This window comes from Vibrio sp. 03-59-1 (assembly GCF_013114135.1).
Classification (GTDB): domain Bacteria; phylum Pseudomonadota; class Gammaproteobacteria; order Enterobacterales; family Vibrionaceae; genus Vibrio; species Vibrio cortegadensis.
Map to the genome: position 1 here is coordinate 133,671 of NZ_VTYA01000010.1, position 22,991 is coordinate 156,661.

At 40.0% G+C, this 22,991-nt stretch carries 20 protein-coding genes; 9 read left to right on the forward strand and 11 right to left on the reverse strand.

Going from position 1 to position 22,991, the window contains the following annotated elements; translation table 11 throughout:
* Positions 1-6: 6 nt before the first annotated feature.
* The 6 genes from F0249_RS12110 to F0249_RS12135 are packed head-to-tail and all read right to left on the reverse strand — an operon-like array spanning position 7 to position 7,942.
* Positions 7-876 carry a glycosyltransferase family 2 protein gene (locus F0249_RS12110; protein WP_171756843.1) on the reverse strand — a complete coding sequence of 290 codons (870 nt, stop codon included), beginning with the start codon at positions 874-876 and terminating at the stop codon, positions 7-9.
* Positions 873-1,766 (reverse strand): glycosyltransferase, encoded by an 894-nt coding sequence (locus F0249_RS12115; RefSeq protein WP_171756844.1) that lies wholly within the window; start codon positions 1,764-1,766, stop codon positions 873-875. The genes F0249_RS12110 and F0249_RS12115 overlap by 4 nt, the downstream gene beginning before the upstream one ends.
* Entirely contained in the window at positions 1,763-2,830 is a 1,068-nt protein-coding gene (locus tag F0249_RS12120; protein WP_171756845.1) for an EpsG family protein, read from the reverse strand. Before F0249_RS12120 ends, F0249_RS12115 begins: the two co-directional genes overlap by 4 nt.
* A gap of 2 nt (positions 2,831-2,832) precedes the next feature.
* On the reverse strand, positions 2,833-3,753 hold the full coding sequence (locus F0249_RS12125) for a Wzz/FepE/Etk N-terminal domain-containing protein (RefSeq protein WP_171756846.1): 921 nt from the start codon (positions 3,751-3,753) through the stop codon (positions 2,833-2,835).
* 14 nt (positions 3,754-3,767) lie between these two features.
* A complete protein-coding gene (locus F0249_RS12130) occupies positions 3,768-6,590 on the reverse strand; it encodes an SLBB domain-containing protein (RefSeq protein WP_171756847.1) in 2,823 nt (940 codons plus the stop codon).
* A 47-nt stretch (positions 6,591-6,637) separates the two neighbouring features.
* Positions 6,638-7,942: a hypothetical protein gene (locus F0249_RS12135; RefSeq protein WP_171756848.1), complete on the reverse strand. Its 1,305-nt coding sequence runs from the start codon at positions 7,940-7,942 to the stop codon at positions 6,638-6,640.
* A 317-nt stretch (positions 7,943-8,259) separates the two neighbouring features.
* Between F0249_RS12135 and F0249_RS12140 the strand changes: the two genes are divergently transcribed.
* The 9 genes from F0249_RS12140 (at position 8,260) to F0249_RS12180 (ending at position 18,499) form a co-directional block, all read left to right on the forward strand.
* Positions 8,260-8,484: a hypothetical protein gene (locus F0249_RS12140; RefSeq protein ID WP_171756849.1), complete on the forward strand. Its 225-nt coding sequence runs from the start codon at positions 8,260-8,262 to the stop codon at positions 8,482-8,484.
* 358 nt (positions 8,485-8,842) lie between these two features.
* Positions 8,843-9,454: a YjbF family lipoprotein gene (locus F0249_RS12145; RefSeq protein WP_367613438.1), complete on the forward strand. Its 612-nt coding sequence runs from the start codon at positions 8,843-8,845 to the stop codon at positions 9,452-9,454.
* A 2-nt stretch (positions 9,455-9,456) separates the two neighbouring features.
* Positions 9,457-10,428, forward strand: a complete 972-nt coding sequence (locus F0249_RS12150) for a capsule biosynthesis GfcC family protein (RefSeq protein ID WP_171756850.1) — start codon at positions 9,457-9,459, stop codon at positions 10,426-10,428.
* Positions 10,428-12,797, forward strand: coding sequence for a YjbH domain-containing protein (locus F0249_RS12155; protein WP_171756851.1), 2,370 nt, complete (start codon positions 10,428-10,430; stop codon positions 12,795-12,797). The genes F0249_RS12150 and F0249_RS12155 overlap by 1 nt, the downstream gene beginning before the upstream one ends.
* A gap of 263 nt (positions 12,798-13,060) precedes the next feature.
* Positions 13,061-14,005, forward strand: coding sequence for an ADP-glyceromanno-heptose 6-epimerase (rfaD, locus tag F0249_RS12160; protein WP_171756852.1), 945 nt, complete (start codon positions 13,061-13,063; stop codon positions 14,003-14,005).
* A 51-nt stretch (positions 14,006-14,056) separates the two neighbouring features.
* The gene (locus tag F0249_RS12165; protein ID WP_171756853.1) at positions 14,057-15,058 is read left to right on the forward strand and encodes a lipid A biosynthesis (KDO)2-(lauroyl)-lipid IVA acyltransferase; all 1,002 of its coding nucleotides are present in this window, start codon (positions 14,057-14,059) and stop codon (positions 15,056-15,058) included.
* Between the two features lie 12 nt (positions 15,059-15,070).
* Complete coding sequence (waaF, locus tag F0249_RS12170) at positions 15,071-16,159, forward strand: lipopolysaccharide heptosyltransferase II (protein WP_171756854.1); 1,089 nt, start codon at positions 15,071-15,073, stop codon at positions 16,157-16,159.
* Positions 16,156-17,526: a 3-deoxy-D-manno-octulosonic acid transferase gene (locus F0249_RS12175; protein WP_171756855.1), complete on the forward strand. Its 1,371-nt coding sequence runs from the start codon at positions 16,156-16,158 to the stop codon at positions 17,524-17,526. Before waaF ends, F0249_RS12175 begins: the two co-directional genes overlap by 4 nt.
* A 4-nt stretch (positions 17,527-17,530) precedes the next feature.
* Positions 17,531-18,499 (forward strand): glycosyltransferase 52 family protein, encoded by a 969-nt coding sequence (locus F0249_RS12180; protein ID WP_171756856.1) that lies wholly within the window; start codon positions 17,531-17,533, stop codon positions 18,497-18,499.
* Positions 18,500-18,557: 58 nt separating this feature from the next.
* On the opposite strand, the gene F0249_RS12185 is transcribed toward F0249_RS12180, so the two are convergent.
* From F0249_RS12185 to hisH, 5 genes are read right to left on the reverse strand one after another with little or no spacing between them, the layout of a single operon-like run.
* On the reverse strand, positions 18,558-19,109 hold the full coding sequence (locus F0249_RS12185; RefSeq protein ID WP_171756857.1) for a DapH/DapD/GlmU-related protein: 552 nt from the start codon (positions 19,107-19,109) through the stop codon (positions 18,558-18,560).
* Positions 19,109-20,239 carry an N-acetyl sugar amidotransferase gene (locus F0249_RS12190; RefSeq protein WP_171756858.1) on the reverse strand — a complete coding sequence of 377 codons (1,131 nt, stop codon included), beginning with the start codon at positions 20,237-20,239 and terminating at the stop codon, positions 19,109-19,111. Before F0249_RS12190 ends, F0249_RS12185 begins: the two co-directional genes overlap by 1 nt.
* A 3-nt stretch (positions 20,240-20,242) precedes the next feature.
* A complete protein-coding gene (locus F0249_RS12195; protein WP_171756859.1) occupies positions 20,243-21,514 on the reverse strand; it encodes an N-acetyl sugar amidotransferase in 1,272 nt (423 codons plus the stop codon).
* 11 nt (positions 21,515-21,525) lie between these two features.
* Positions 21,526-22,335 (reverse strand): HisA/HisF-related TIM barrel protein, encoded by an 810-nt coding sequence (locus F0249_RS12200; RefSeq protein ID WP_171756860.1) that lies wholly within the window; start codon positions 22,333-22,335, stop codon positions 21,526-21,528.
* Positions 22,328-22,972, reverse strand: coding sequence for an imidazole glycerol phosphate synthase subunit HisH (gene hisH / locus F0249_RS12205; RefSeq protein WP_171756861.1), 645 nt, complete (start codon positions 22,970-22,972; stop codon positions 22,328-22,330). The genes F0249_RS12200 and hisH overlap by 8 nt, the downstream gene beginning before the upstream one ends.
* Between the last annotated feature and the right edge of the window lie 19 nt (positions 22,973-22,991).

The following is a 22,991-nucleotide window of genomic DNA, read 5'->3' on the forward strand; positions in this document are numbered from 1 at the left end:
ATACTTCTACAACTTATTTAAAAGCCAATCGTTAATTTTCATCTTATTGGACATTTTAATATAAGATAAAAACATTAAACATAGCATTTGTGTTTTTTTATTTTCAGATTTAAGTTTTTTAGACAAGTAAAAGAATTTGTAATGTAATATTGACTCATCTGTCATGAATTTTTTCATCTCATTTAGCCAAAACTTAGAATAAGAAGATGACTCACCCAGACTGATTGAACGACCAACTGCATTAATAGATGAAGTATAATTTGTTAGTGCTTTATCTAAAAAAACAAATTTTGCATTAAAACGATCTTGAGCTCTTATCACAAAATCATAATCTTGATGTCGAATAAATCTTTCATCGAACAATATCTCTTTTGCTAAACTTGTTTTTAATAAGATAGTACTCGTTTGAATTAACTCATGACTAACAAATAGATACTCACTAACATGCTCCCCCTCATCGATAGGCCTAGTTGGTCTTTCAATAGGCTGACTTCCATCACATTTTAATACTCGGATTTTAGAATAAAATATGTGATTATCATCCTGAAACTCTGAAGTTAAGCATAAATATTTTTCTAGCTTATCATTTTCCCACTGATCATCCGAATCAAGAAAGGCAATATACTCTCCCAGAGCGCGTTTAATGCCTGTATTTCTAGCAGCGGCTCCATTTTTATTGACATCATGCTTTAATAAAGTTAAATCTAATTGCTTATAGCTCTCTAACAAAGCCTCAAGCTCTAAAACATCTTTTGAACAATCATCAATAATGATTACCTCAAAGTCTTTAAATGTTTGGTTAACAAGTGAATCCAAAGTTTTACCAATTGAACGTGAGCTGTTAAATGCTGGTATTATTATCGATACTTTTCTCATCTTAGACTCTTTATATATTTAAACTTAAATCTAGCCTTTGTTATTTGCGCAATTATGATTCTGTATAATGTACAAACCTTGCCTCTAACACCTGATAAAGATGCATATTTTAATATTAAATACATATCAAACAATGAAAGAAGTGATGTCTTATTCATTATTCTTGGTAGTCTATTTCTCATTGATGATTCTTTATTATTGTTTAATAAAGCATTCAGCATGGATAGTTGCTGTTCATCTGCATATTTTGAAGAAACACTATTTTTATGAACTCTATAAGAGAAAAGTTTTTCGGCAATGTTTGCTACTTTCAGGTTACATTTATAGACTAATCTCACCCATAACTCATAATCTTCAGCATGAGAGTAATTTTCATCATAAAAAAGATGAACACCACAAATTCCTTTATTTATCATGACAGATGGGTGAGCCAATGGACTACCAAATACAATTCCGACATGAAGCATCTCTGGCCTAGTAAATTGTCTTCGATGGCCAATTATAGTTCCATGTTCATCAATTATATTATATGACGATCCAACTACTGCAACATCTCTATTTTTTAATAAATAATGAACTTGTTTTTCAATTCGCTCTTTAGAATAAATATCATCAGCATCAGCTCGTGCTATAAAATCACCAGAGCTTAAACTTAACAATTCATTTAAAGTAACTATCAAACCTTTATTACACCTAGAAACAACTTTAAAATTTTCATGTTTATCTGAAAATGATTTTATTATAGAAAGAGAGTCATCTGTTGAGCCATCATCTAACACTAGAATTTCAATATTCTTATATGTTTGATTTATTAATGACATTAATGTTTCCTCTATAAAATCCTCTGCATTAAATACAGGTAATATTATAGAGACAAGAGGTGTTATCATAAAAACTGTGCCGTTATATATATATTTTTAAGAAACCAAAGACTACCCAAAGATAATAGTATAATTATTTTGAACAGCCCTGATACATCTTTAATTCTTCTTAAACAAAAACAGACTAAAATCGGTTCCAAAATAACAAAAGCATAGCTAAGCCTTAGTGCCAATAGTTTTAAATCATGGAACAATATCATTAATAAGAAAGAAAAACAAAAAATAGACAGTATAACATCAAATTTACCTTCATCCCTTCTTAAATAATCACTGTCTATTATACAATAAAGAATCAATATAAAATCAAATATAAGTGACAAGCTAAATAAATTCAACTCTTCACCTGAATGTTTCAAAAAATAATTACCTACACGCCAAACAATAATGCTATAAGGCTGAAGGAAATCAACAATTGCACCTAACACACTGATATAGTTAAATAGCAAAATCAAAACTGTAAATATAATCGCGTACCATTTCTTCCACTTTACCCTCAATAAAAAAGGGCATAACAAATAAAATAAAGCAATACTGTGGAAAGAGATAGCAAATATAACAGAGGTTAGATATTTAGTTTTCTTTTTATCTAATAGATAACTTATTGCCAATAAGCCAAAAGATGCAGAAACACCTTGGCGAATAATATTAAAATGAAGTGATAAATAAGTAACCGAACAAGTATATAAAAATATACAAATACTAGGGTATATTTTTATTCGATAAAAAGCATAAGAAAAAACACTAATTGATAAAAAAGAAACACCAATCAAGAATATATTAAAGCTTAAACTTAACTCTCTAAATATAGAAGCAAATATAACAAAACCAGTTTCTACTCGTTTTGCTTCAAAACCGAAACCTCCAGTACTAATTGCCTCAGTTAATGGCTTGATATCAGAATATATTTCTGAATAGCGACGAGTATCTGTCCCTGTATCTATTGTTCTCATTCCTGTGAAAATAGATACAACAACAATAAATGGAAGTAATAAATAGAATTTTTCTAATCTAATTGCAGTCATTATAGAACAAGATAAACCTAGAGTAGCTGCAATCAGTATATATTCAACCACTATTAATTTTCTCTACGCTTTCTAATAAAGAATTTCATTAGCGCAGCACTAACACCAATCAAAAAGCTCAAAATAGCACCTAGCACACAAATTAATGCCCGTGTAGGCCTATCTTTATCTTCAGGGACAACTGCTGGATCGATCACTTTAAATACATATTCATCTTGTACTTCTGCTAGCATCCTTTTTTTTATTTGCTCTTCAATAAGCTGATAAAAAATACTTTGCATATCGGCTAATGGTGTTTTCTCTAGCTGTGCTGTTAAATAGTTTATATTACGAGTAATCTCTTCTAGATCATCTTTCTTTATTGTTTTATTAATGTCTTCGATTAACCAAGTAAGCCATTGCTGAGCTAATACTGGTGATTGAGACTCAACCGCTAATGTGATGTAACCACTACCAGGGCTTTTTTCATAACTGATTAATTTAGTTAACGCTTTATGAGCCTCCCATGCTGTTGGGGTTACAGAACGCGTTTCATGTACTTCACGAACCCATTTTTGATCTTTTACATTATATGTTGTTTCATCATAAGTAATATCACCAGTAAGAGCACTCCAACTTTGAAGTGCAAATAAAGGAACTAAAATATCATGCTCTTTAACAAATTGAGATAGAAACTTACGAGATGCCAATGTCTCTAGCGCTAACTGAACCCTCTCTCCTTTGCCTGATGAGAGGTCTACGCCAGCGAAAGCAGCAATCCCCCCTAATTGGCTCGCCATTCCCCCCATCTGAGATTCCTCTCCAGATGGGGCAAGTAGTGCTTCAGCCTTATAAATATTAGGCTGTGAGATGGCAAAATATACAGTAACGGCTGTAAACAATATTGTTACAGCCATTACTGTGATCTTTTCTACCCAAATTGCTTTGATTAGTTCTTGCAGATCTAATTGAAAATCACTGGTTTTATTATTCATTTTGTCATTCATCACTAATTCTGAATTGCATTCCAAGCTACACCCACTTGATACAAGATCTGCGTCGCTGATGTCCATGCACTTAGGGAGTCTAAGTAATCACTATCAATTGGTACTACTATTGTATCTCCTGGTTCCAAATCTTCTGTAGAGCGACTAAACCAGAATGAGTTGTTTGGCAGCATTACTGACCCATTGGCACGAATAACGTACATACGTTCAACATCAGCTTGACGTTTTGCACCACCAGAGCGGTTTAAATAATCTTCTAGTGTTAGGCGATCATCAAACAGATGGCTTGAAGAGTATTGCACTTCACCGATAACAGAGACGACTTTACGCAGTGGCGGTATATAAATTTTATCTTTATTTTCTAATAAAACATCCGCTTGCTTTTCACCATCAAGTATCTCGTTAAGGCTAATTACCATTCTACCTACAGGCTCGGTATTGCCGAGTTGGTCGGCGATCGCCATCGCCTCTGCTGGGCTCGATGTATAACGTGCACTACTCGATTGACGGCGTAATGTAAGGCTAGCAATTTCTTGACGGAGCTGGCGATCAAGAAGTTTCATTCGTTCGCCTTCTTGAATACGTAAACTCTCACGGCTAAAAATTGCCCCTTGAGGGTACGCATACTCTGTGACGCCACCTGCTCGTTGGATAATATCGGCTATAGTTTCGCCTCGTTTAAAGGTGTAAGTTCCAGGGAAAGTAACTTCACCAAGCAACTCTACGGAGTAATCTTCACGCCACTCAGGCTTAGTGAATACATTTAGTCGATCTTTCGATACCAGCTTAAGATTCTCTTTAGTATCACCTTGCAATATCGCATCCACATTGATGCGTTGATGCTGAATGTTAAATAAACCTTTTGCACTCTCAACTCGACTTAACTCCCCAGTGAATTCATACGCAGATTCACGTAATCCACCACCAGCCACCACGAGATCTGACAGTACCGTATTTTCCGCTAATGGATAAATACCTGGAAATTTAACTGCTCCACGAACTTCAACGATTTGTACATTACTACCTAAACTAGCTTGTTGGACTAAACGTTTTATTACCGGCTCAAGTAAGTTTTCACGAGAATCAAAATCAATCTCTTGCTGTTCTTCTTTTTTCTCTAAATCTTTTAGCTTTAAGTTTGAACCATTATCACGTGAACTCGTTTGAGTATTTCCGGCTTCAGCAATCTCATTCCCACCTTGCTGACCAACTACGCCAAACTGATTAGAGTTTTGTTGAACGTTGGAATTGACAGCACTGTTACCACTAACTTGTTGCCCTTTTCCTTGAGAACCTTGCTGTCCTGCTTGGTTCATCGCAAGTTGCTGCATCATTAACTCACGCTGTTGATCAGCTAAGTTTTTCGCTAGTTGCTCGTTTTGCCAATCTTCGCGAGTTTTATTTTGCCCTTCGCCATACCAAAACTCACCATCTAACTCCCCGCTAAAAACTAAGATTTGATCTCGAGCTTGTAAGCTAAGGTTTTCTTTTGAGTTCGGGTTGGTAATCGCTTCACCGAGTTTAAACTGCAACACTTTAATATCACGATGCTGGTTAATTTCACGAACAATAATGGCATAAGTTAAATCTGCATTCGCATTTAGTGAACCATCGATGGTTTTAAAGACATCCGCAATTCGATTACCTTTGCTGTACTCATAGACACCTGGTCTAATAACTGCACCACGAATGGCGATATCGCTGGTAAAATAATTAGCCTTGGTTCGGGCAACAATTTCATCACCATCTTTAACTTTAAATTGTTGTCCTTTCGCAGTATTCATATCTAAGTTGAACACTTTAATTCCATCGGATGTTTTACGACGGATACTGATGCTCTCTTGGTAGGCGTCTGCTGTTAACCCACCCGCATTCATTAAGACAGCATCGAGTGATTCACCTTTCACGGTTTCATAAATTGCAGGACGTACAACTTCGCCTCTGATATAGATACTACTGCTACGCGCAGGGATAAAAATCGCATCACCTGACTCCAATCGAATATCACCAGAAGTATCCCCTGAAACGAGGAAGTTATAGAGATCTAACTTTTGAATGACTTTGTTTTCACGACGGATTTCAATATTACGCAGTGAACCGACAGTATCAATCCCTCCTGCCGCTTTTAACACTTGGGTCGCTGTCGAAAATGCGTTGACGTTATAGCTTCCAGGCTGATAAGCATCACCAAATACCGCGACTTGACTCGTACGCAGTGCGCCCATGCTAACCGACACTTCCACACCTAAAATCTGCTTCTTAACACTGCTTTCTATAAACGTTTTGGCCTGTTCAAACGTTTGACCCGCCACATAAATAGGCCCTAGGCTCGGGAAGCTAATACTACCGTTACGGCTAATAGTTAAACTTTGCTGTTGATTCAGTTTTCCATATGTTTGGATATGGATCTGGTCACCGACACCCAATAGATAATTATTTGGAACAGGAAGATCATCTACCGGAGTAAATGTCGTTGGCTTACCTGCAAATACGTTATAACCAAAGGGCTTTAGTTCACCATCATTACTGTATCTTGGATCGTTCAAGTCACGTTGAGATGCTTGGGTATAATCTATTTTTCGAGCTTGAATAGTCGACGACTGTGGGTTATTAGCATTTAGCTCCCCACTTTGCATGGGATTCATCATTTGCTCAAGCTGAGTAATGTCTACACCATACTGCTTTGCTAAAGCTTCTTGCTGTGATTTTGGTAGTTTTTTAAACTGTTCTATTTGTTCAGCACTAGGTGTCACTGCGAACAAGGAGCCTGTATAAATAGTAAAAATCACAATTAGTAAGTGCTTCACCGTCTTTCGAAGGGACATAGCGATACCATTTCCATTTTTGCAAGGTTTAAAGGAGCTTTGGTTAGTTAGAAACGAAACATCCAACTAACATTAAAACTGAATTCTGACTGTGTGCTACTTTCATAAGCGACTCCAATTTCTGTTAACCCAGAAAATGCAGCTAATGAATAAGAGGCATACGTTGATTTTTTACTTAAATCTTCTTTATAGTGAGAAAAATCACGATAACTAAGCTGTATTGCATGATCGTTAGGTAAGGTTGCAACCACACCTAACGATACGTTATTTGGTTCTGCCGCATTGACAGAGTTACTGTACTCAACATTGGCTGCTTGTTGCCAATCAAGCTTTTCCACATACCAACGCAACGACGTATCTAACATTGACCACTGTGCATCAACACCATATAGGAAAACGTCGCTGTTATTATGCGCTTTAGATTTATGATGAGAGAACGAGCCATATACCGATGAATATATACCTAAAATCGTTGGTAGTGAGAGTTTTAAATCAATCGTATTTCGGATATCTTTATCGAAAAAAATACCGTCGGTGCTATGACTTCCTTGAAAGTGCTCATCTCCATCAAAGGCGTATTGGGAGCTCAACCCTATCTCAACAAACTGTACCTTTGTTGCCATCCGTGAAGACCAAAGGTAATCCGCTCCATATGGTTGTTCTAGTTCACTTATATTTGTTTCAACCCATATATCATTCAATGGCTCTATATCTACGATATATGCAGCATTAAGTGTTTTTAGTGGAGTGCCGCCTTGCGACCATGACACACTGTTCGCCCAGCCATTTCCCCACCACTTATCTAACTGCGATAGTGATAATTGCCAAACACCATCACCAAGAACAAAAAATGAATTCTCCATGTGAAATTTACTTTCACCTTCAGACCAAGCTTCACCGTACCCAGCGTTGATTCGGTAAGCGGAATATTTACCATTTGACGCTGTTTGAAACTCTGTGTTCCATTTAAATCGAGAGCTTCTGTCGCCAAAACCTACATGACTGCGTTCTTTCGAATTCCAAGATAAGTGCCCACCATAGAGACCCCGCCCCACTCGTTGAACATCGTAACTGTGTTTTAAGTAGCGAAAACTCAATCGTTGAATTGCAGAAAGTTCATTTACATCCACATTACCGAGCTCTTCACTCAGTAGAGTCCAACGAATTGGATACGTATTGGTCGATGTAGTAAGAACACCACTATCAACTAAAACTTGGAGGTGACCTTTTAAGACGGGATCATTCGCTTCAAGCCATGGGCTAGCAGAAGAGGTATGTGCGATGAGTAAGCTTAATGTACCTACCCACTTTATCAAACAACCATTAACCTTATGAATATATGAAATTTTCATTTTAATCCACACTACCGTCCTTAGGTTCAACGTACCCTAAAAACGCTATTATCTAGTTGATATTTAAATTTTCGATTGGGAGTATAAAGGAATACAACTTAAGATAATAGGCATCGCAACTCATGTCATTTTCTTCTGCGCTATCACGTTAACTTCCATCGCATCACGTCAATAAAATCTTAGAAACATCACCCTAATTCAATGACCACTTATTTAAAGAGGGTTACATTTTGTTCTTTGTCATCTAAAATAGCCGTTGAAGTAATACGAACTTCAAACATCGATGTTTAAAATTGTAAAATTAACAAGGAAAAGATATGAAAAATATCGCTCTTGCAATGCTAGTTGCACTAGGTGCTTCAACTGCAGCTTTCGCAGAAACTGGTACAGCGGCTGGTGCTGAAGCATCTGCTGCTGCTGCTGGCACAGCTTCAACTACAGCCGTTGCTGTAGGTGCTGCTGTTGCCGTAACTGTTGTCGCTGTAGCTTCTGGCAATAACGACGGTACTACTGGTACTTCTGGTACTACTGGTACTAAGTAATATTGTTCAATTGTTCAATTGAACTTTAGAAATAATACATTAAATAAAAACCAACGTGAAAGCGTTGGTTTTTTATTTAATGTGATAATCAATCAACACCATGAACCACAAGATACCTAGCTATCAAGATGTCACCTTGCTACTCTATCCAATAAATTTAATATCTAGACCTAAGAATCCAAACCTTGGGCTATTCACACCGTAGAGATTAACTAATTACAAGGCTGTTTGACCAATGAAACTCAACCCGTTTTGCTATTTATCGATACAAACATTCACGCCAAAGAAAACGATACTAAGGACTAGTTGCTTATTATTGACGCTATTACTCACTGCCTGCGTACAAAAATTTTCGCATGTGAATGACACCATCAAAGAGGCTGTCTATGGCTTTGATGATATCACCATGACAGCTGACGATATTAACAATCTGCCTTATGCCAGCAGCTATATGCGCTTTAATGATGGCGCTCGCGTGTTTATGGTGTTGGCGTTTGCTGAGAAAAACCCAACGACGGGAAGTACTCAGCTTAAGTGGGTGTCATCAGACAATGCGATGGTGGTAACAGAGAATGGTAGAGTCATCAAAACGCTAAAACTGCCAACTGAAAATCTTACTCGTCGTTCTAACGTTATAAACCAACCCCTTACGAACTCAGATTCCCAAACCCACAACGAGTGGATAGAGGGCAAGGTTCAGCATGCGACCTATGACTGGCCTCAAGGTAATCACTACGGCTATCAGGCGGATATCACTCTAAAAAAGCAGGGCAAACAGAAACTTGACTCTGCAATATGGTCGAAAAACACCACTCAGTGGCAAGAGCAGGTTCATTTCCCTCTATTGGATCAGAGTTTCACTAACCAATATTGGATTACCGATAGCGGAAACGTAGTCAAAAGCATTCAATATGTCGGTCCTGATATGACCCGTATCGAAATCGATATTCTTAAGCCTTTTGCGGAGTAGCTATGTCCAGAATAACTATGTCCAAAGTAACTAAGATGAATTTATCAATCAATTTGCCACTTAAATGGCTTAAGGTCGGTTTGCTGGCGCTGGCTTTGCCGTTAGGGGTTATCAGCTCTGCGAATGCCACCGACAACCGAGAAAATGCTGACAACCAAGCGAATACGACAATAACCCTAACTCAGCAAGGCATTGGCTTGGAGTATGATCAAAGTGTTCGACTTGATCGTGTACTAAGTGATGCTCTTAATCAGCTATATGTCGCTCAAGAATATGCAGCTCAAACCACTTCTGCTAACACCTCTTCTTACTCTCCATACCCAGAAGGCTATAAGCTGTTTAATTTAGATAAACAGAGTCAAGCAGACGCGCTATTCAACAACGTGATTCAGCAGCTTGAAGTATTAAGTTTAGACATTGATTACCAACAAAATGCAGCGATGCTACTCCAGCAACTCAAGCAGCTGTCGTTCGCATACCGTGAAGATATCAACCTTGATTTAGATACGATTCGCTTAGACCCATCTCTTAACCCCTCGCTTCCTGGGTCTTATGCTTTAGAGTTAAATTCACGCCCTGATACTGTTCTTTTTTTTGGTCTTGTTGAACAAACGCAGCAACCTTTTAGTGCGAGCAAACAACTTGGTGACTACATTCAACAGGCCGCTCTACTCGCTCAATCAAACAATAGCGATGCTTGGGTCATATCCCCCGATGGTCACTCTCAAAAAATAGGCTTTGCTTATTGGAATAACCAGCATATGAACCTAATGCCCGGTAGCACTATTTTTATCGGTTTTAACTCTTCAGGTTTAAGCGTGTTTGATAATGATCTTGAAAAGCTAGAACAAGATATCGTCACTCTGCTCGGCTTTATAACAGGTGGCTTTATAACAAATAGTCATATACAGAACGAATTTATAACAAACAGCTTTATACAGAACACCCCAATGCAACATGAGGTTAAAGGTTAATGAATACTCACTCTATTGATAAATCAACCTCACGTTCGGCGCGTCTCAACGCCAAAGCTCTGGTTTCTAGAGCCCTGATTTCTAGAACTCTGGTTTCTACTTCACTGTTATTAGTATTAAATCCAGCATTCGCAAGTGAGGCTATCACCACCAGCGAACAAACCGTTAGCAAGTTGCATCCCGTCCAGTTACGTCCTTCTCAAACTGATTTTGGCGGTGTCGGCTTAATGCAGATGCCAAGCGGACGAATGGCAAAAGAGGGCGAGTTTAATTTTGGGGTCAACATTAATGAAGACTACCAACACTACTACACCTCGATTCAGTTGTTCCCTTGGTTCGAAACCACCATTCGCTATACTCGCGTGCCAGACATGCTGTTTAATCCAGACCCTAATTACAGTGGCGATAACTTATATACCGATAAAGGGATCGATTTTAAATTCCGCTTGCTAGAAGAGAGCTACTGGTTGCCTGAAACATCTATCGGTATCCGTGATTTTGGTGGCACAGGCCTGTTTGATGGGGAGTTTATTGCTGGTACTAAGAACTTTGGACCACTTGATATCACATTAGGTATGGGCTGGGGTTATATTGGCCAAAGCGGCAACTTCACTAATCCATTTTGTAAAGTCAGTGATAAATACTGTGACCGTGCTAGTGAATTTAAAGGCGCAGGCGGCAGTGTTGATTTTGAACGCTGGTTTAAAGGCCCTGCGGCACTATATGGTGGCATTGAGTATCAAACCCCTTATCAACCACTGCGTTTAAAACTCGAATATGACGCAAATGATTACAGCGAAGAGTATCAAACGAAGCCAATGCCTCAACATACGCCATGGAATATTGGTGTGCTGTATCAATTCGGTAATTGGGGCGATGCGAAACTCAGCTACCAACGTGGCGATACTGTTACGTTCGGGTTCAATCTGTATACCAACTTTGATGAAATGAAAGCGGTATGGCGTGATGAACCAAAACTAGCGGTGTCAGCTCGACCTTCGGAGTTCGCCAACGGTGAAGGAACGAATGCAGATCAAACACAATCTACAGATTGGCAGCAGGTCGCACAGCAATTAGAAACCAATGCAGGTTATGAGCAGAGCACCATTGAACAAGATGGCGACACCTTAATTATAACGGGTAATCAGGTTAAGTACCGTAACCGTGATGAAGCAGTTGATCGCGCGGCCGCCATTCTTGCAAACAACACTCCGCAAACCATTTCAACTTATCGTATCGTTGAAAATAACCACGGCATTGACCTGACTGAAACTCAAGTCAATGCAGATCAATACCGTCAAGCTGCGACTTATCAATATATTGGAGCTAAAGCGAGTGATGCAACGCAGCAAGTTGAACCATATAGCGGAAACCAACAGAAAAGTGCATCAGGCGGCTCAACAAGCTCAATGCTTGCGACTAATAAAGAGCGCTGGAATGTTGGTTTGTCACCTGTACTTTCACAATCTTTAGGTGGACCAGAGGCTTTCTACCTGTACAACATCGGTTTCAATACTGACGCTAATGTGTGGCTAACGGATAACCTAGAAGCAAGTGGTTCCATCTATTTTAATTTGGCGGATAACTACGATAAGTTTAACTACATTGAGCAAAACCCACATATCAACAACTTTGCGGTTCCTCGTGTTCGTACTATGTTCCGATCTTATGTGCATGATAACCCTGTGCGCTTGAGTAATTTACAGCTCACTTGGTTTGAGCAACCGACTGACGAAATCTATACCCAAGCTTACGGTGGCTACCTAGAAACCATGTTTGCTGGTGTGGGTGGTGAAGTGCTGTATCGACCAATGAACAAGAACTGGGCGATTGGTTTAGATGCAAACCTTGTTTCTCAACGTGATCCTGATAGTTGGTTCGGTACTTATGATTCAGCCTATGTGTACTACGATGGCTACGATGCAAGCAACTGTTCACCAGGCCAAGTCAACTGCCAAGCGTATGTGTTAGATAAAGGCACAACAGGGCAGTTAACCGGTTACTACATGCCTGAATGGTCTCTATTGCAGAACACACTATTTAAGGTGAGTGTGGGTAAATTCTTAGGCGGCGATATGGGTACCCGTATTGATTTCTCTAAGCAGTTTAAGTCAGGCATGATTGTCGGTGCGTTTGCAACGGTAACGGACTTAACCACCGAAGAGTATGGCGAAGGCAGCTATAACAAAGGTTTCTATATCTCGATTCCATTTGATATTTTAACCGTTAAGCCAAGCACCAGCCGCGGCAATATTGCGTGGCAGCCCATTACTCGTGATGGCGGACAAACTCTAGGCCGTAAATATCATCTGTTTGATGAGACAGATGCAAGAAGCCAGTGGTATCAGCGCCCTAACAGCGTTGAATAGAGCATGAAGCTACGACGTACGAATCTAACAGACTCATAAGCAGAGTCAGTAAATACATAGCTCATGAATAAAGAGCTCGTAAATGAAGAGCTCGTAAGTACATAGCTTGTAAATAAAAAACCGAAGGCTGGCATTTTTGTCAGCCTTTTTGTTTGAACCGGTATCCACACAAGCACTTAAAACTCAACCCACATGACATACTCGTAACCATTTCTCTTCTCTGCTAAAATTCTTAGGTATTTTTTATCTTTGGTGGAATATTTATGATTATCGTAACTGGTGGCGCTGGCATGATTGGCAGCAACATTGTTAAAGCATTGAACGAATCTGGCATTAACGACATTCTGGTTGTCGATAATCTAAAAAATGGTAAGAAATTTGAAAACCTCGTCGATCTCGATATCACCGATTATATGGATCGTGATGACTTCCTAGTTCAGCTAATGTCTGGTGAAGAGTTTGGCCCAATTGAAGCGGTTTTCCACCAAGGAGCTTGCTCTTCGACAACTGAGTCGGATGGCAAATTCATGATGCTCAACAACTATGAGTATTCAAAAGAGCTACTTCACTACTGTTTAGAGCGTCAAATCCCATTACTTTACGCTTCATCAGCGGCAATTTATGGTGACCGCAGCGACAACTTCATTGAAGAGAAGCAATTTGAAAGTGCACTAAACGTTTACGGTTATTCTAAACAGCAGTTTGACAACTATGTTCGCCGCTTATGGGAAGATGCAGAAGCGCACGGTGAAACGCTTTCTCAAATTACCGCTCTGCGTTATTTCAGTGTTTACGGCCCACGCGAACAACATAAAGGTGAGCTGGCTTCGCTCCCATTCCAACTGAACCAACAACTTAGTGCAGGAAAAGTACCGACTATTGTAGCTGGCAGTGAACACTTTAAACGTGACTTCGTACACGTGAGCGATGTTGTCGCGGTAAATCTTTGGTTTTTACAAAATGGTATCTCTGGTATTTACAATGTCGGAACAGGCCAAGCTGAGTCTTTAGGTGATATGACTAAAGCTGTTGTTCAGTCTCATGGGAAAAGTGAGATTGAGGCAATTGACGATCCAGCGTTGTTGAAAGAGACTTACCCTGAATTCGCTCAGGCTGACTTAACCAAATTACGAGCGGCAGGGTGTCAGCATCAATTTAAATCCGTAGCGGAAGGTATCGCTGAATACATGCCAATGATTAATAAGTAATGGGGTAGAAAGACACTCTGGTATTTAGCGAAGTATCACTCTAGAAAAATTATGAATAAAAACCAAAACGATTTTGATCCTAAAGCCTATAACCCCACTTTTGAGTGGCGATTTCTTGCGCCTAAATACTGGGGAACCTGGTTAGCCGTTGTACTCGCCGTGCCATTTGCCCTATTGCCACTCAAAGTACATAAATGGTTAGCACATTTGATTGCGTCACATATGATCAAGTCCAATCGCAATGCCGTTAATAATATCAGAGCTAACCTCTTACACTGTTTTCCTCAGCTCGATAATACCGCTCGAGAGACATTAGTGTATAAGAGCTTGTACTCTGCTGGTATCGTGATGATGCGGTTCAGTTTGCTTTCATCACGTTCAGCAAAGTGGCTACAAGCTAATACTGACATGATCAACAGACACCATATGGATCAATGCATAGAACGAGAGGAAAAGTTTGTTCTTTTCGTTCCACACTCTTGGGCAATTGATGTGCCAGCCGTGGTATTGGCTTCGCAAGGTATCCCTTTAGTTGCCATGATCAAGCAGCAGAAAAATCTGATATCCGATTGGCTAATGCACCGACAACGAGTGCAATATGGTGGCAGAGTTTATGAGCGTTCGGCCGGCATAAAACCTTATGTCAAAGCAATTAAAGGTAACTACTTTGGCTATTACTCACCCGATCAAGACCATGGTGAAGAGGTAAGTGAGTTCGTTGATTTTTTTGCCACCACCAAAGCCACATTTCCTGGTTTAGCAAAGGTTGCAAAGCTATCTAAAGCGACCGTCATTCCTACTTTCGCTTCCATAGATCCAGAGACTGGCCGTTACGTGATAGAGTTCCTTCCTCCGATAGCGCAGAATGGCAGTGATGCAGAAAACGCGCGAGAGATGAATCAAGCGATTGAGAGTTTTGTCGGAAAGCAACCTGAACACTATATGTGGACGCTACGATTTTTACGCACACAGACCGATGGACGTCATTTCTACCGAGAAATGCGAACACGCTATGCGGAGCAAGTAAATGCGTCACAAAAAGATAATGAATAGAGAGACGAAGTGATGTCTGCAAAAAAAATTCTCATTATTGGTCCATCTTGGATCGGTGATATGGTGATGTCGCAATCACTTTACATGACTCTCAAACAGCAAGAACCAGACGCTTTGATTGATGTCTTGGCTCCGGCGTGGTGCAAACCAATCCTAGAACGTATGCCGGAGGTCAATCAAGCCATTGAAATGCCCCTTGGTCATGGTGAGTTTAATTTCTTTGGTCGTCGTGGCTTAGGAAAACAGCTGAAAAATGAGCATTACACACACGCTTATATCCTGCCAAATTCAGCCAAGTCAGCACTGATCCCTTGGTTTGCAGGCATTCCAACTCGTATTGGGTGGACAGGTGAAATGCGTTACGGTTTGTTGAACGATATTCGCCCGAACAAAAAATCGTTCCAATATATGGTTGAACGATACATTGCTCTTGGCTATCCAAAAGTGAACATGATCGATTCGAGTTCGCTTGGCGGATTAGACAAACAACCCTACCCTAGCCTACATATTGATAAAATCGCACAAAGTGTCGCTTTAGAAAAGCATCAGCTTAATCGTAGCCAAAAGGCCATCGGTTTAAGCCCTGGCGCGGCGTTTGGTACTGCAAAAATGTGGTCACAAGAGCACTATGCTACCGTCGCTGAAACAATGTGTGAGAAGGGATACCAAGTATGGATATTTGGATCTCAAAACGACTTACCCGTTTGTGAAAACATTGTCAGTCGCATTCCACCAGAGCTTCACTCCAACATTCATATTTTGGCGGGAAAAACGTCGTTAATTGAAGCGGTTGATCTACTGGCTGCATGTGAAAGCGTGGTGAGTAATGACTCCGGGTTGATGCACGTGGCATCGGCAGTCGGTTGCTATGTGGTCGGCGTTTACGGTCCAACCTCTCCAGATTATGCGCCGCCATTAACCCATACGGGCGATATTCTTTACACTGGTATTGAGTGCTCTCCGTGTAAAAAACGTGAATGCCCACTTGGTCATTCTAAATGCATGAAAGAGTTGTACCCTACGCAAGTTTTAGAGTGCTTAGAGCGTCAATCGCTCAAAGTTTTAGCTGAAGATCAATCAAACCAAGCGAGTGACGCATGATTGTTCGCTTGCTCTATACACTACTGCTTAGCTTGGCTTCCCCCCTATTATTGTTTGGGCTATATAAGTCGAAACCCAATAAGCCTAAGTTTGGTTCTCGTTGGAAAGAGCATTTTGGCATCACGCCTCCGCTTATCAATGCAGCCGAAAACCGTAATATCAAACCTGTTTGGGTTCATGCTGTGTCGGTAGGGGAAAGCATTGCCGCCACGCCACTGATCAAAAAAATGCTAGAGCAAAACCCGCAGCAACCGATTATTGTGACAACAACAACAAGCACGGGTGCTGAGCAAATAGCCAAGTTAGCAAGTGCTCACACAATGATTGAACACCGATACATGCCACTGGATTTTACTTTTGCTGTAAAAGGATTCTTGAAAGCGATTCAGCCAAGTAAAATGCTTATCATTGAAACCGAATTGTGGCCAAATACGGTTAATGTTGTAAACCAAGCGAGCATTCCTATCTATGTGGTGAATGCGCGTCTATCTGAAAAATCTTTCCTGAACTACGCCAAGGTTCAACCGCTATTTAATCAAATTGAAAAATGTTTGACGAAAGTGCTATGCCAATTTGATTCCGATAGGGAACGCTTTGCTCAGCTTGGTGTTAGTAAAAAGAAGCTAGTAACCACAGGTTCGATAAAATTCGATATCACTATCTCTGATCAAACCATTGAACAAAGTAAAGCTCTACGAGAACAGTTAGGCGTTGACCGTCCGATATGGATTGCGGCTAGTACGCATAAAGGGGAAGACGAGCAAGTACTTGCTGCTCATGCAGAAGTATTAAAGCAGCATCCTAATGCGTTGCTGATCCTTGTCCCACGTCACCCTGAACGTTTTGATGAAGTTTTTGAGCTATGTAAGAGTTTGAAGTTTACAAGCACGAGGCGCACCTCGGATAAAGCCATCACCTTTGGAACCTCAGCCGCTGGAACCTCATCAACCGAAGCTTCGGCAATTAAAGACCTAGCAACTAAAACCCTATCAACAGAAACCCAAGTCTATCTGGGTGATACTATGGGTGAAATGCTGGTACTGATGGGCGCAGCAGATGTCTGTTTTATGGGCGGTAGTTTACTCGGCGATAAAGTCGGCGGACATAATGTGTTAGAGCCTGCGGCTTTGGGTATCCCTATCATTACTGGACCGAGTTATTTTAATTTTAAAGAGATTGTTGAAGCATTGCATGACACACATGGTATTGTGATTTGTTCAAAGTCATCAATTCAAGCTCGACTACTCGAAATATTCAATGAGCCAGCGACTGGTAAGTCTATGCGCAATCAGGCTTTAAAGGTTGTTAAACACAATCAAGGCTCCATATCTAACTCAATACAATTATCTGATAATCAAGGTTCGTAAGCATATGAATGTTTTCGTCATTACCTCTCCCTTCCAGTACATTTGTGCCAATGAAGCAAGAGTACACTTTGGCACCACCAATAATCTATTAGTTCTCGTTGAGCAGGTTGCTGAACGAGGAAAGAAAAACATGGAAGAGATTCTCGATGAGAGTGTTTGGGATAAAATTATTCGCATTCCTCGTAGCAATCGAACTTTTCATGTCCCGAAAGTGATTAATAAGATCAAAAAGCACCACTCGCATATTGATCACCTTTTCTTAAGCGAATATCACGGTTGGAGAAGTAATGTATTTATACAAAATGTCTTGGCCGACAAAATTATTTATCTGGATGATGGACTCGCAACCTTAGTTGAATACGAAGAAGAGATCCGCCCCCAAAAATCTTACACACGAAAACGTCTTCTGAATGATTTCCTACTACGAATTCAAGGCATAGCACCGCCGAGTTCAGTCGGTAGGCTCCCTAACTTTGAAATGTTTACCGTTTTTAAGTTGCCAGAAGATAATATCAAGTTACACAAAAATACAATGTCTGACTTGAGATCAACACTAGACAGTAAAGCATGTTTTGACCCTAACGGTCCGATTGGTTTTATTGGAGAGGCGAATGTTGGTGTGTATAAAGAAGGGATTCAGCCTGAAGGATATTTAAGTACCATAAAATCAGTTATCCAAGAGTCCGGAAAAAGAATGATTTATTTTCCGCATAGAATGGAGCAAGATGATATTTTCAAAGCAGTTTCAGAGCTTGAAGGTGTCACCATACATAACTCTTCATCTCCAATCGAAAGAGAAATTGGTAAAGAAAAGATTAAATTATCCAAACTCTACGGCTACTCATCTACGGCTCTCTATACTTTATCGATTATATACAGTGAAATCCCTCTCCAAGTACTTAAAAATGAAGACTTAGCCGGTACATTATCTGATTCATTTAATCAGTATTTAATGAAACAATTTGAATCTTAATTAAAAGTAAAAAGCCTACATTATGTAGGCTTTTTAATACTATCTTATCGTGGGTACGCTAGCTCTCATCTAGGTGTTTAATCACCCTAGCGGGGTTACCTACTGCAACACAATAATCTGGTACTGATTTAGTTACGACAGATCCCGCACCAATCACACTATTTTGACCAATGGTAACACCAGGTAAAATCACCACATTTGCACCGATCCAACAACCCGCTTTTAACTTAACGGATTTGGCAGGATAAAAACCTTGAGCAAAAATAGGTTTACTGATGTCATCATAGGCATGAGTATCAAGATAAATATGTACTGAAGATCCAATAAGCACATCATCTTCAATAATAATCTCTGCACCGTCGGGCTCAGGATCTGCATGTAACATACTGCCAGGCCTAATTGTAACGTTATTACCTAGCGTAATTTTATCTGTGGCAACCGCATAAACACCAGCACGAACAGAAGCCCCTTCTCCCATTGCTTTAAATTTCCGACGGCACAAGAAATTTCCTAAACGCTTAGAGTGGAGCATCCAATGCGTCAGAGGGATATCAGGTCCAATTCTTGGAGCTTCTAGCCAGAATTTAAATTTGCTGTAGAGCTTTTGCATCACTCCTTTCCTTTCAGCGGAATTTTATCTAATTGGTATTTAAGCTTCCACTCACCATCCACTTTTTCCCAAAGATCATGGTTGCGGAACTTCTCTACAGTTTCCCAGAATTGCTCTTCTGTTATATCGTGAAAGCGTAGGAAATGATTTAGATCGTTACCAGGGAACTCACCTTGCAAACGATTGACGATATCAACAGCTTCATCTCTTGTCATTCTATCGTTCCAGATATCATAACAAGTTTGGTCTGTCGCACGCCAAAAACCAAACTTTAGGTACTTGAACCAAATATTAATTTCACACAACTTTTCATCAATATTATCGTAATCTAGGAAGTTTCCTGGGAGTGGGCCAGCCCTACGCCCAACAAAACCACGCTCTTTGACAAACTCATAGTTTTGTCTACCGTACCAACGTAAGAAGTGACCAAGGTAAATGCTCTTCACGCCAGCATCTTGCAACTTCTGATAATCAGGGTATTTGTAGAAGAAGATATCTCTTTCAGAAATATCATCATCAAGCCAGTCATGGATAGTCTTCTCTTTGATGAGGTCACTTTTGTTGATCGCTAGAGCAGAAGGCTTACTCTCTGCACGCTGCAAACCACCAAACTCAAAGGCGATATCTTCACCCCAAACCACCAACGGTACGTCATAAATTAGAGCGGTATTCACAACACTTGAAAACATAGCACAGTGCTCTGCCCAGTTAGGCTCACCTTGACGAAGGAAACATTTCTGTCTGATCTTACGAAAAACACTTGGTTTAATGGTAATTTTCATATGATCGACATTTAAGTCTTTAATCATTTCGTTAAGGTTATCAATACCTTCTGTAGTTGGTACGTGAGCCGCTAATGTCACACAAAGCACTTTCAGGCCATACTCTTCAGCCAATACCGCTGCTTGATACCAACTATCTTTCCCCCCACTCACTGCAACAATACAGTCATAAAATGGGTTGTTTTGAGCCTTGATATCATCCACGATGGAATCAAGCTCTTTTCGACGCGCAGTCCAATCGATAGTTTCTTTGATCTCTTTCGTACGACAAGCATTACAAAAACCACGATCATCGAGAACAATACCAGGCTTCGTATCAGGCATTACACAATTTGAACAAAATTTCATAATTTACCCTTCTTTCGCCTTAAAGTTTTCTTCATCAATGTAAGTACGGCCTAGTAAAATATACTCATCATCGAAAGATTGAGATTCCAGTAGATCTGTCTGCTTGTACTCGCGAGGATCTTCAACGGCAAGCTCTTGCTCGTTTTCTGAAAGTTGAAGATCTAAGACAGACTCTTTTAGTACCCACTCACCTGCGTCGTCTTTTTCCCACACTTTAGAATCGCGGAATTTATCAATGTACTGATAAAATTCATCTTCTGTTAGCTCCGCCCACTCTAAGAAGCGGCCCAGTGCCTTTGGTTTTATTGGTAAGTATTGGCGAATTAATGCTAAACCTTGTTCACGAGAAATACGCTTTAAGCGAATATCTCTGGCTACATGGTCGTTCACTTTGGCATAACCAAATTTCAAATATTTAATGTAGTCATGAACACTGGCATTATTGGCACAAGCGATAGATTCATAACGGTTGTACGTGCGTTCTTGTTCATGCGTTTCATAACCGTAACGCTCAATCATATTTTCAATTTGTTGCTGCGAATCCCATTGAACATAGTTACCTACATATAATCCACGCACTCTCGATTTTTCTAACTGCTCATCTGAAGGATATGTAAATGCTTGTAGATCTTTTACCGAAACCTTTTGGCTGCCGCCAATAAGGTGCTCTGCATCCACTCCACGTAGAGCATGTTCTTTGCGAACCTTTTTGGTCATTTCCACTCTGTCGTGATGGCTGAACATTCCCACTTGATCTAGCCAACCATTAACACCCCAAATAATCAGTGGGATATCCAGTTTTGTCGCGACTTGAACTGGGAATGTCTGACTGCCTGCCAGTACATGCCAATACATGTCACCCATATTTTCTAACGTTAAACGGGTAATCTCTTTGACTGTATCCGGGCCCACTGTTGATGTCATATGATCACAATCAAGTTCAGTAATAAGACGAGCGAGGTTTCTAATACCGACTTTGGTTGAGAAGTGAGTGTTATAGGTAACAAGCAACGGGTTTAGGCCGTATTTATTCTTAATCAAATCAACAATGAAGAAATCATCTCCCACTCCAGTCACAGGGATCACACAATCGTAGTGAGAACCAGTTCTGACCTTATAGTGAGCCAATAATTGCTCTAGCTCTTGCTCTTTCTTCTGCCAATCAATTTGGTATTTTTCTTCGTGCACACGGCAACCACTACATACTCCATCATTATCGAGTATTAAATTAAGCGCGTGGTTTTCTGGATACAAACAACGTTTACAATATTTCATAATTTATACACTTAGTAGGGGCGACCAAGGAAATCCAACTCAAAGTTTTCATATTTCACTTCTGAGCTTAATCTCACGTTCAAATTTGCACTTCTCATCTGGGCTTTAGCCGCAATAGTACTGTGTTCCATATGTTGGAAGATGTTTGCTGCAGCCAACGCTTGACATCCACCTTCAATAGCACCGTCGGCAAGCTGATCAAAACGACCAATACCACCAAGAGCTATCACTGGAATAGAAACATTATCGCTAACACTGCGAAGTAACTGGGTGTCATATCCTTCTCGGCTACCATCTCTGTCGACAGAGTTCAGTAAAATTTCGCCTGCGCCAAGAGATTCCACTTTTTTAGCCCACTCAACAACATCTAAATCTAATGCTATACCTTGTTGATAATCATAAACTTTATAACCATCATCTTGTTCAATTGCATCAATAGAGACGGTAATGCATTGGCTACCAAAAAGAGACGATGATTCAGTAATAAAGCTTGGCGTTTCAATCGCTAATGAGTTGATAGCAATTTTGTCCGCACCGGCTTTTAAAAGCTGACGGATATGATCGATGCTCTTAATACCACCACCGACAGTTAAAGGAACAAAACACTCTCTTGCCGCCCAGCTCACCAACTCTAGGTTTGGCTCTCGTCCATCTTTTGTTGCATCAATATCATTAACGACAATTTCATCAACATCCCAGTTTACAAAAAAATCAATCGCCGTTTTTACATTACCAATCGGCAAGTATTTTTTAAAACCGAAGCTCTGAACAACAAGCTCACCTTTTGTAATTATGCATGGAATTAATCGAGTTTTAAGCATCACTGCCACCTGTTGATTGAATTTGAGCCCAATCTAAAAAGCTCTTCATTGCTGCCAAGCCATTCTTCTGACTTTTCTCTGGATGGAACTGCATCCCAACCACATTCTCTTTCTGCACTGACGCTGTCATTTCGATGCCATAGTCAAAAGTTGCTAGCTTATATTCTGCCGAGCAATTAACCCACAGACTATGTACAAAATAAAAGTCTTTATCATCATGAAGGTAGTCAAATACACTCTGATCTTTTTGTAAAATCAATGAGTTCCAACCCACATGAGGTACACGCAGTCCTTGGCCCGGTTTCATGTATTCCACTTTACCAGGGATCCAACCAAGTCCTGTTGTTATTTGAATCTCTTCCGATGATTCAAATAACAACTGCATACCAAGACATATACCGAGAACTGGTTTTTTCTTAGTCATCACTTCATGGGTTAGTACATCCACCAGTTGTTTTTCATGCAGCTTTTTCATAGCATCAGGAAAAGCGCCAACACCGGGTAAAATAATACAATTTGACGCTTCAATGATAACGGGATCATTGGTGACTTGAATCTCGTAGTTTCCGACATGGTTGATCGCATTTTCAATAGAGCGAACATTGCCCATATCATAGTCAATTATTGCTATTTTCATTTTATTCACTTTGAATGTT

Bases quoted from the DNA above. Each gene is read 5' to 3' on its own strand.
- F0249_RS12110 (WP_171756843.1), bottom strand. From the start codon at position 876: ATGAGAAAAGTATCGATAATAATACCAGCATTTAACAGCTCACGTTCA.
- F0249_RS12115 (WP_171756844.1), bottom strand. From the start codon at position 1,766: ATGATAACACCTCTTGTCTCTATAATATTACCTGTATTTAATGCAGAG.
- F0249_RS12125 (WP_171756846.1), bottom strand. From the start codon at position 3,753: ATGAATAATAAAACCAGTGATTTTCAATTAGATCTGCAAGAACTAATC.
- F0249_RS12130 (WP_171756847.1), bottom strand. From the start codon at position 6,590: ATGTCCCTTCGAAAGACGGTGAAGCACTTACTAATTGTGATTTTTACT.
- F0249_RS12135 (WP_171756848.1), bottom strand. From the start codon at position 7,942: ATGAAAATTTCATATATTCATAAGGTTAATGGTTGTTTGATAAAGTGG.
- F0249_RS12140 (WP_171756849.1), top strand. From the start codon at position 8,260: ATGAAAAATATCGCTCTTGCAATGCTAGTTGCACTAGGTGCTTCAACT.
- F0249_RS12150 (WP_171756850.1), top strand. From the start codon at position 9,457: ATGTCCAGAATAACTATGTCCAAAGTAACTAAGATGAATTTATCAATC.
- F0249_RS12155 (WP_171756851.1), top strand. From the start codon at position 10,428: ATGAATACTCACTCTATTGATAAATCAACCTCACGTTCGGCGCGTCTC.
- rfaD (WP_171756852.1), top strand. From the start codon at position 13,061: ATGATTATCGTAACTGGTGGCGCTGGCATGATTGGCAGCAACATTGTT.
- F0249_RS12165 (WP_171756853.1), top strand. From the start codon at position 14,057: ATGAATAAAAACCAAAACGATTTTGATCCTAAAGCCTATAACCCCACT.
- waaF (WP_171756854.1), top strand. From the start codon at position 15,071: ATGTCTGCAAAAAAAATTCTCATTATTGGTCCATCTTGGATCGGTGAT.
- F0249_RS12175 (WP_171756855.1), top strand. From the start codon at position 16,156: ATGATTGTTCGCTTGCTCTATACACTACTGCTTAGCTTGGCTTCCCCC.
- F0249_RS12180 (WP_171756856.1), top strand. From the start codon at position 17,531: ATGAATGTTTTCGTCATTACCTCTCCCTTCCAGTACATTTGTGCCAAT.
- F0249_RS12185 (WP_171756857.1), bottom strand. From the start codon at position 19,109: ATGCAAAAGCTCTACAGCAAATTTAAATTCTGGCTAGAAGCTCCAAGA.
- F0249_RS12190 (WP_171756858.1), bottom strand. From the start codon at position 20,239: ATGAAATTTTGTTCAAATTGTGTAATGCCTGATACGAAGCCTGGTATT.
- F0249_RS12195 (WP_171756859.1), bottom strand. From the start codon at position 21,514: ATGAAATATTGTAAACGTTGTTTGTATCCAGAAAACCACGCGCTTAAT.
- F0249_RS12200 (WP_171756860.1), bottom strand. From the start codon at position 22,335: ATGCTTAAAACTCGATTAATTCCATGCATAATTACAAAAGGTGAGCTT.
- hisH (WP_171756861.1), bottom strand. From the start codon at position 22,972: ATGAAAATAGCAATAATTGACTATGATATGGGCAATGTTCGCTCTATT.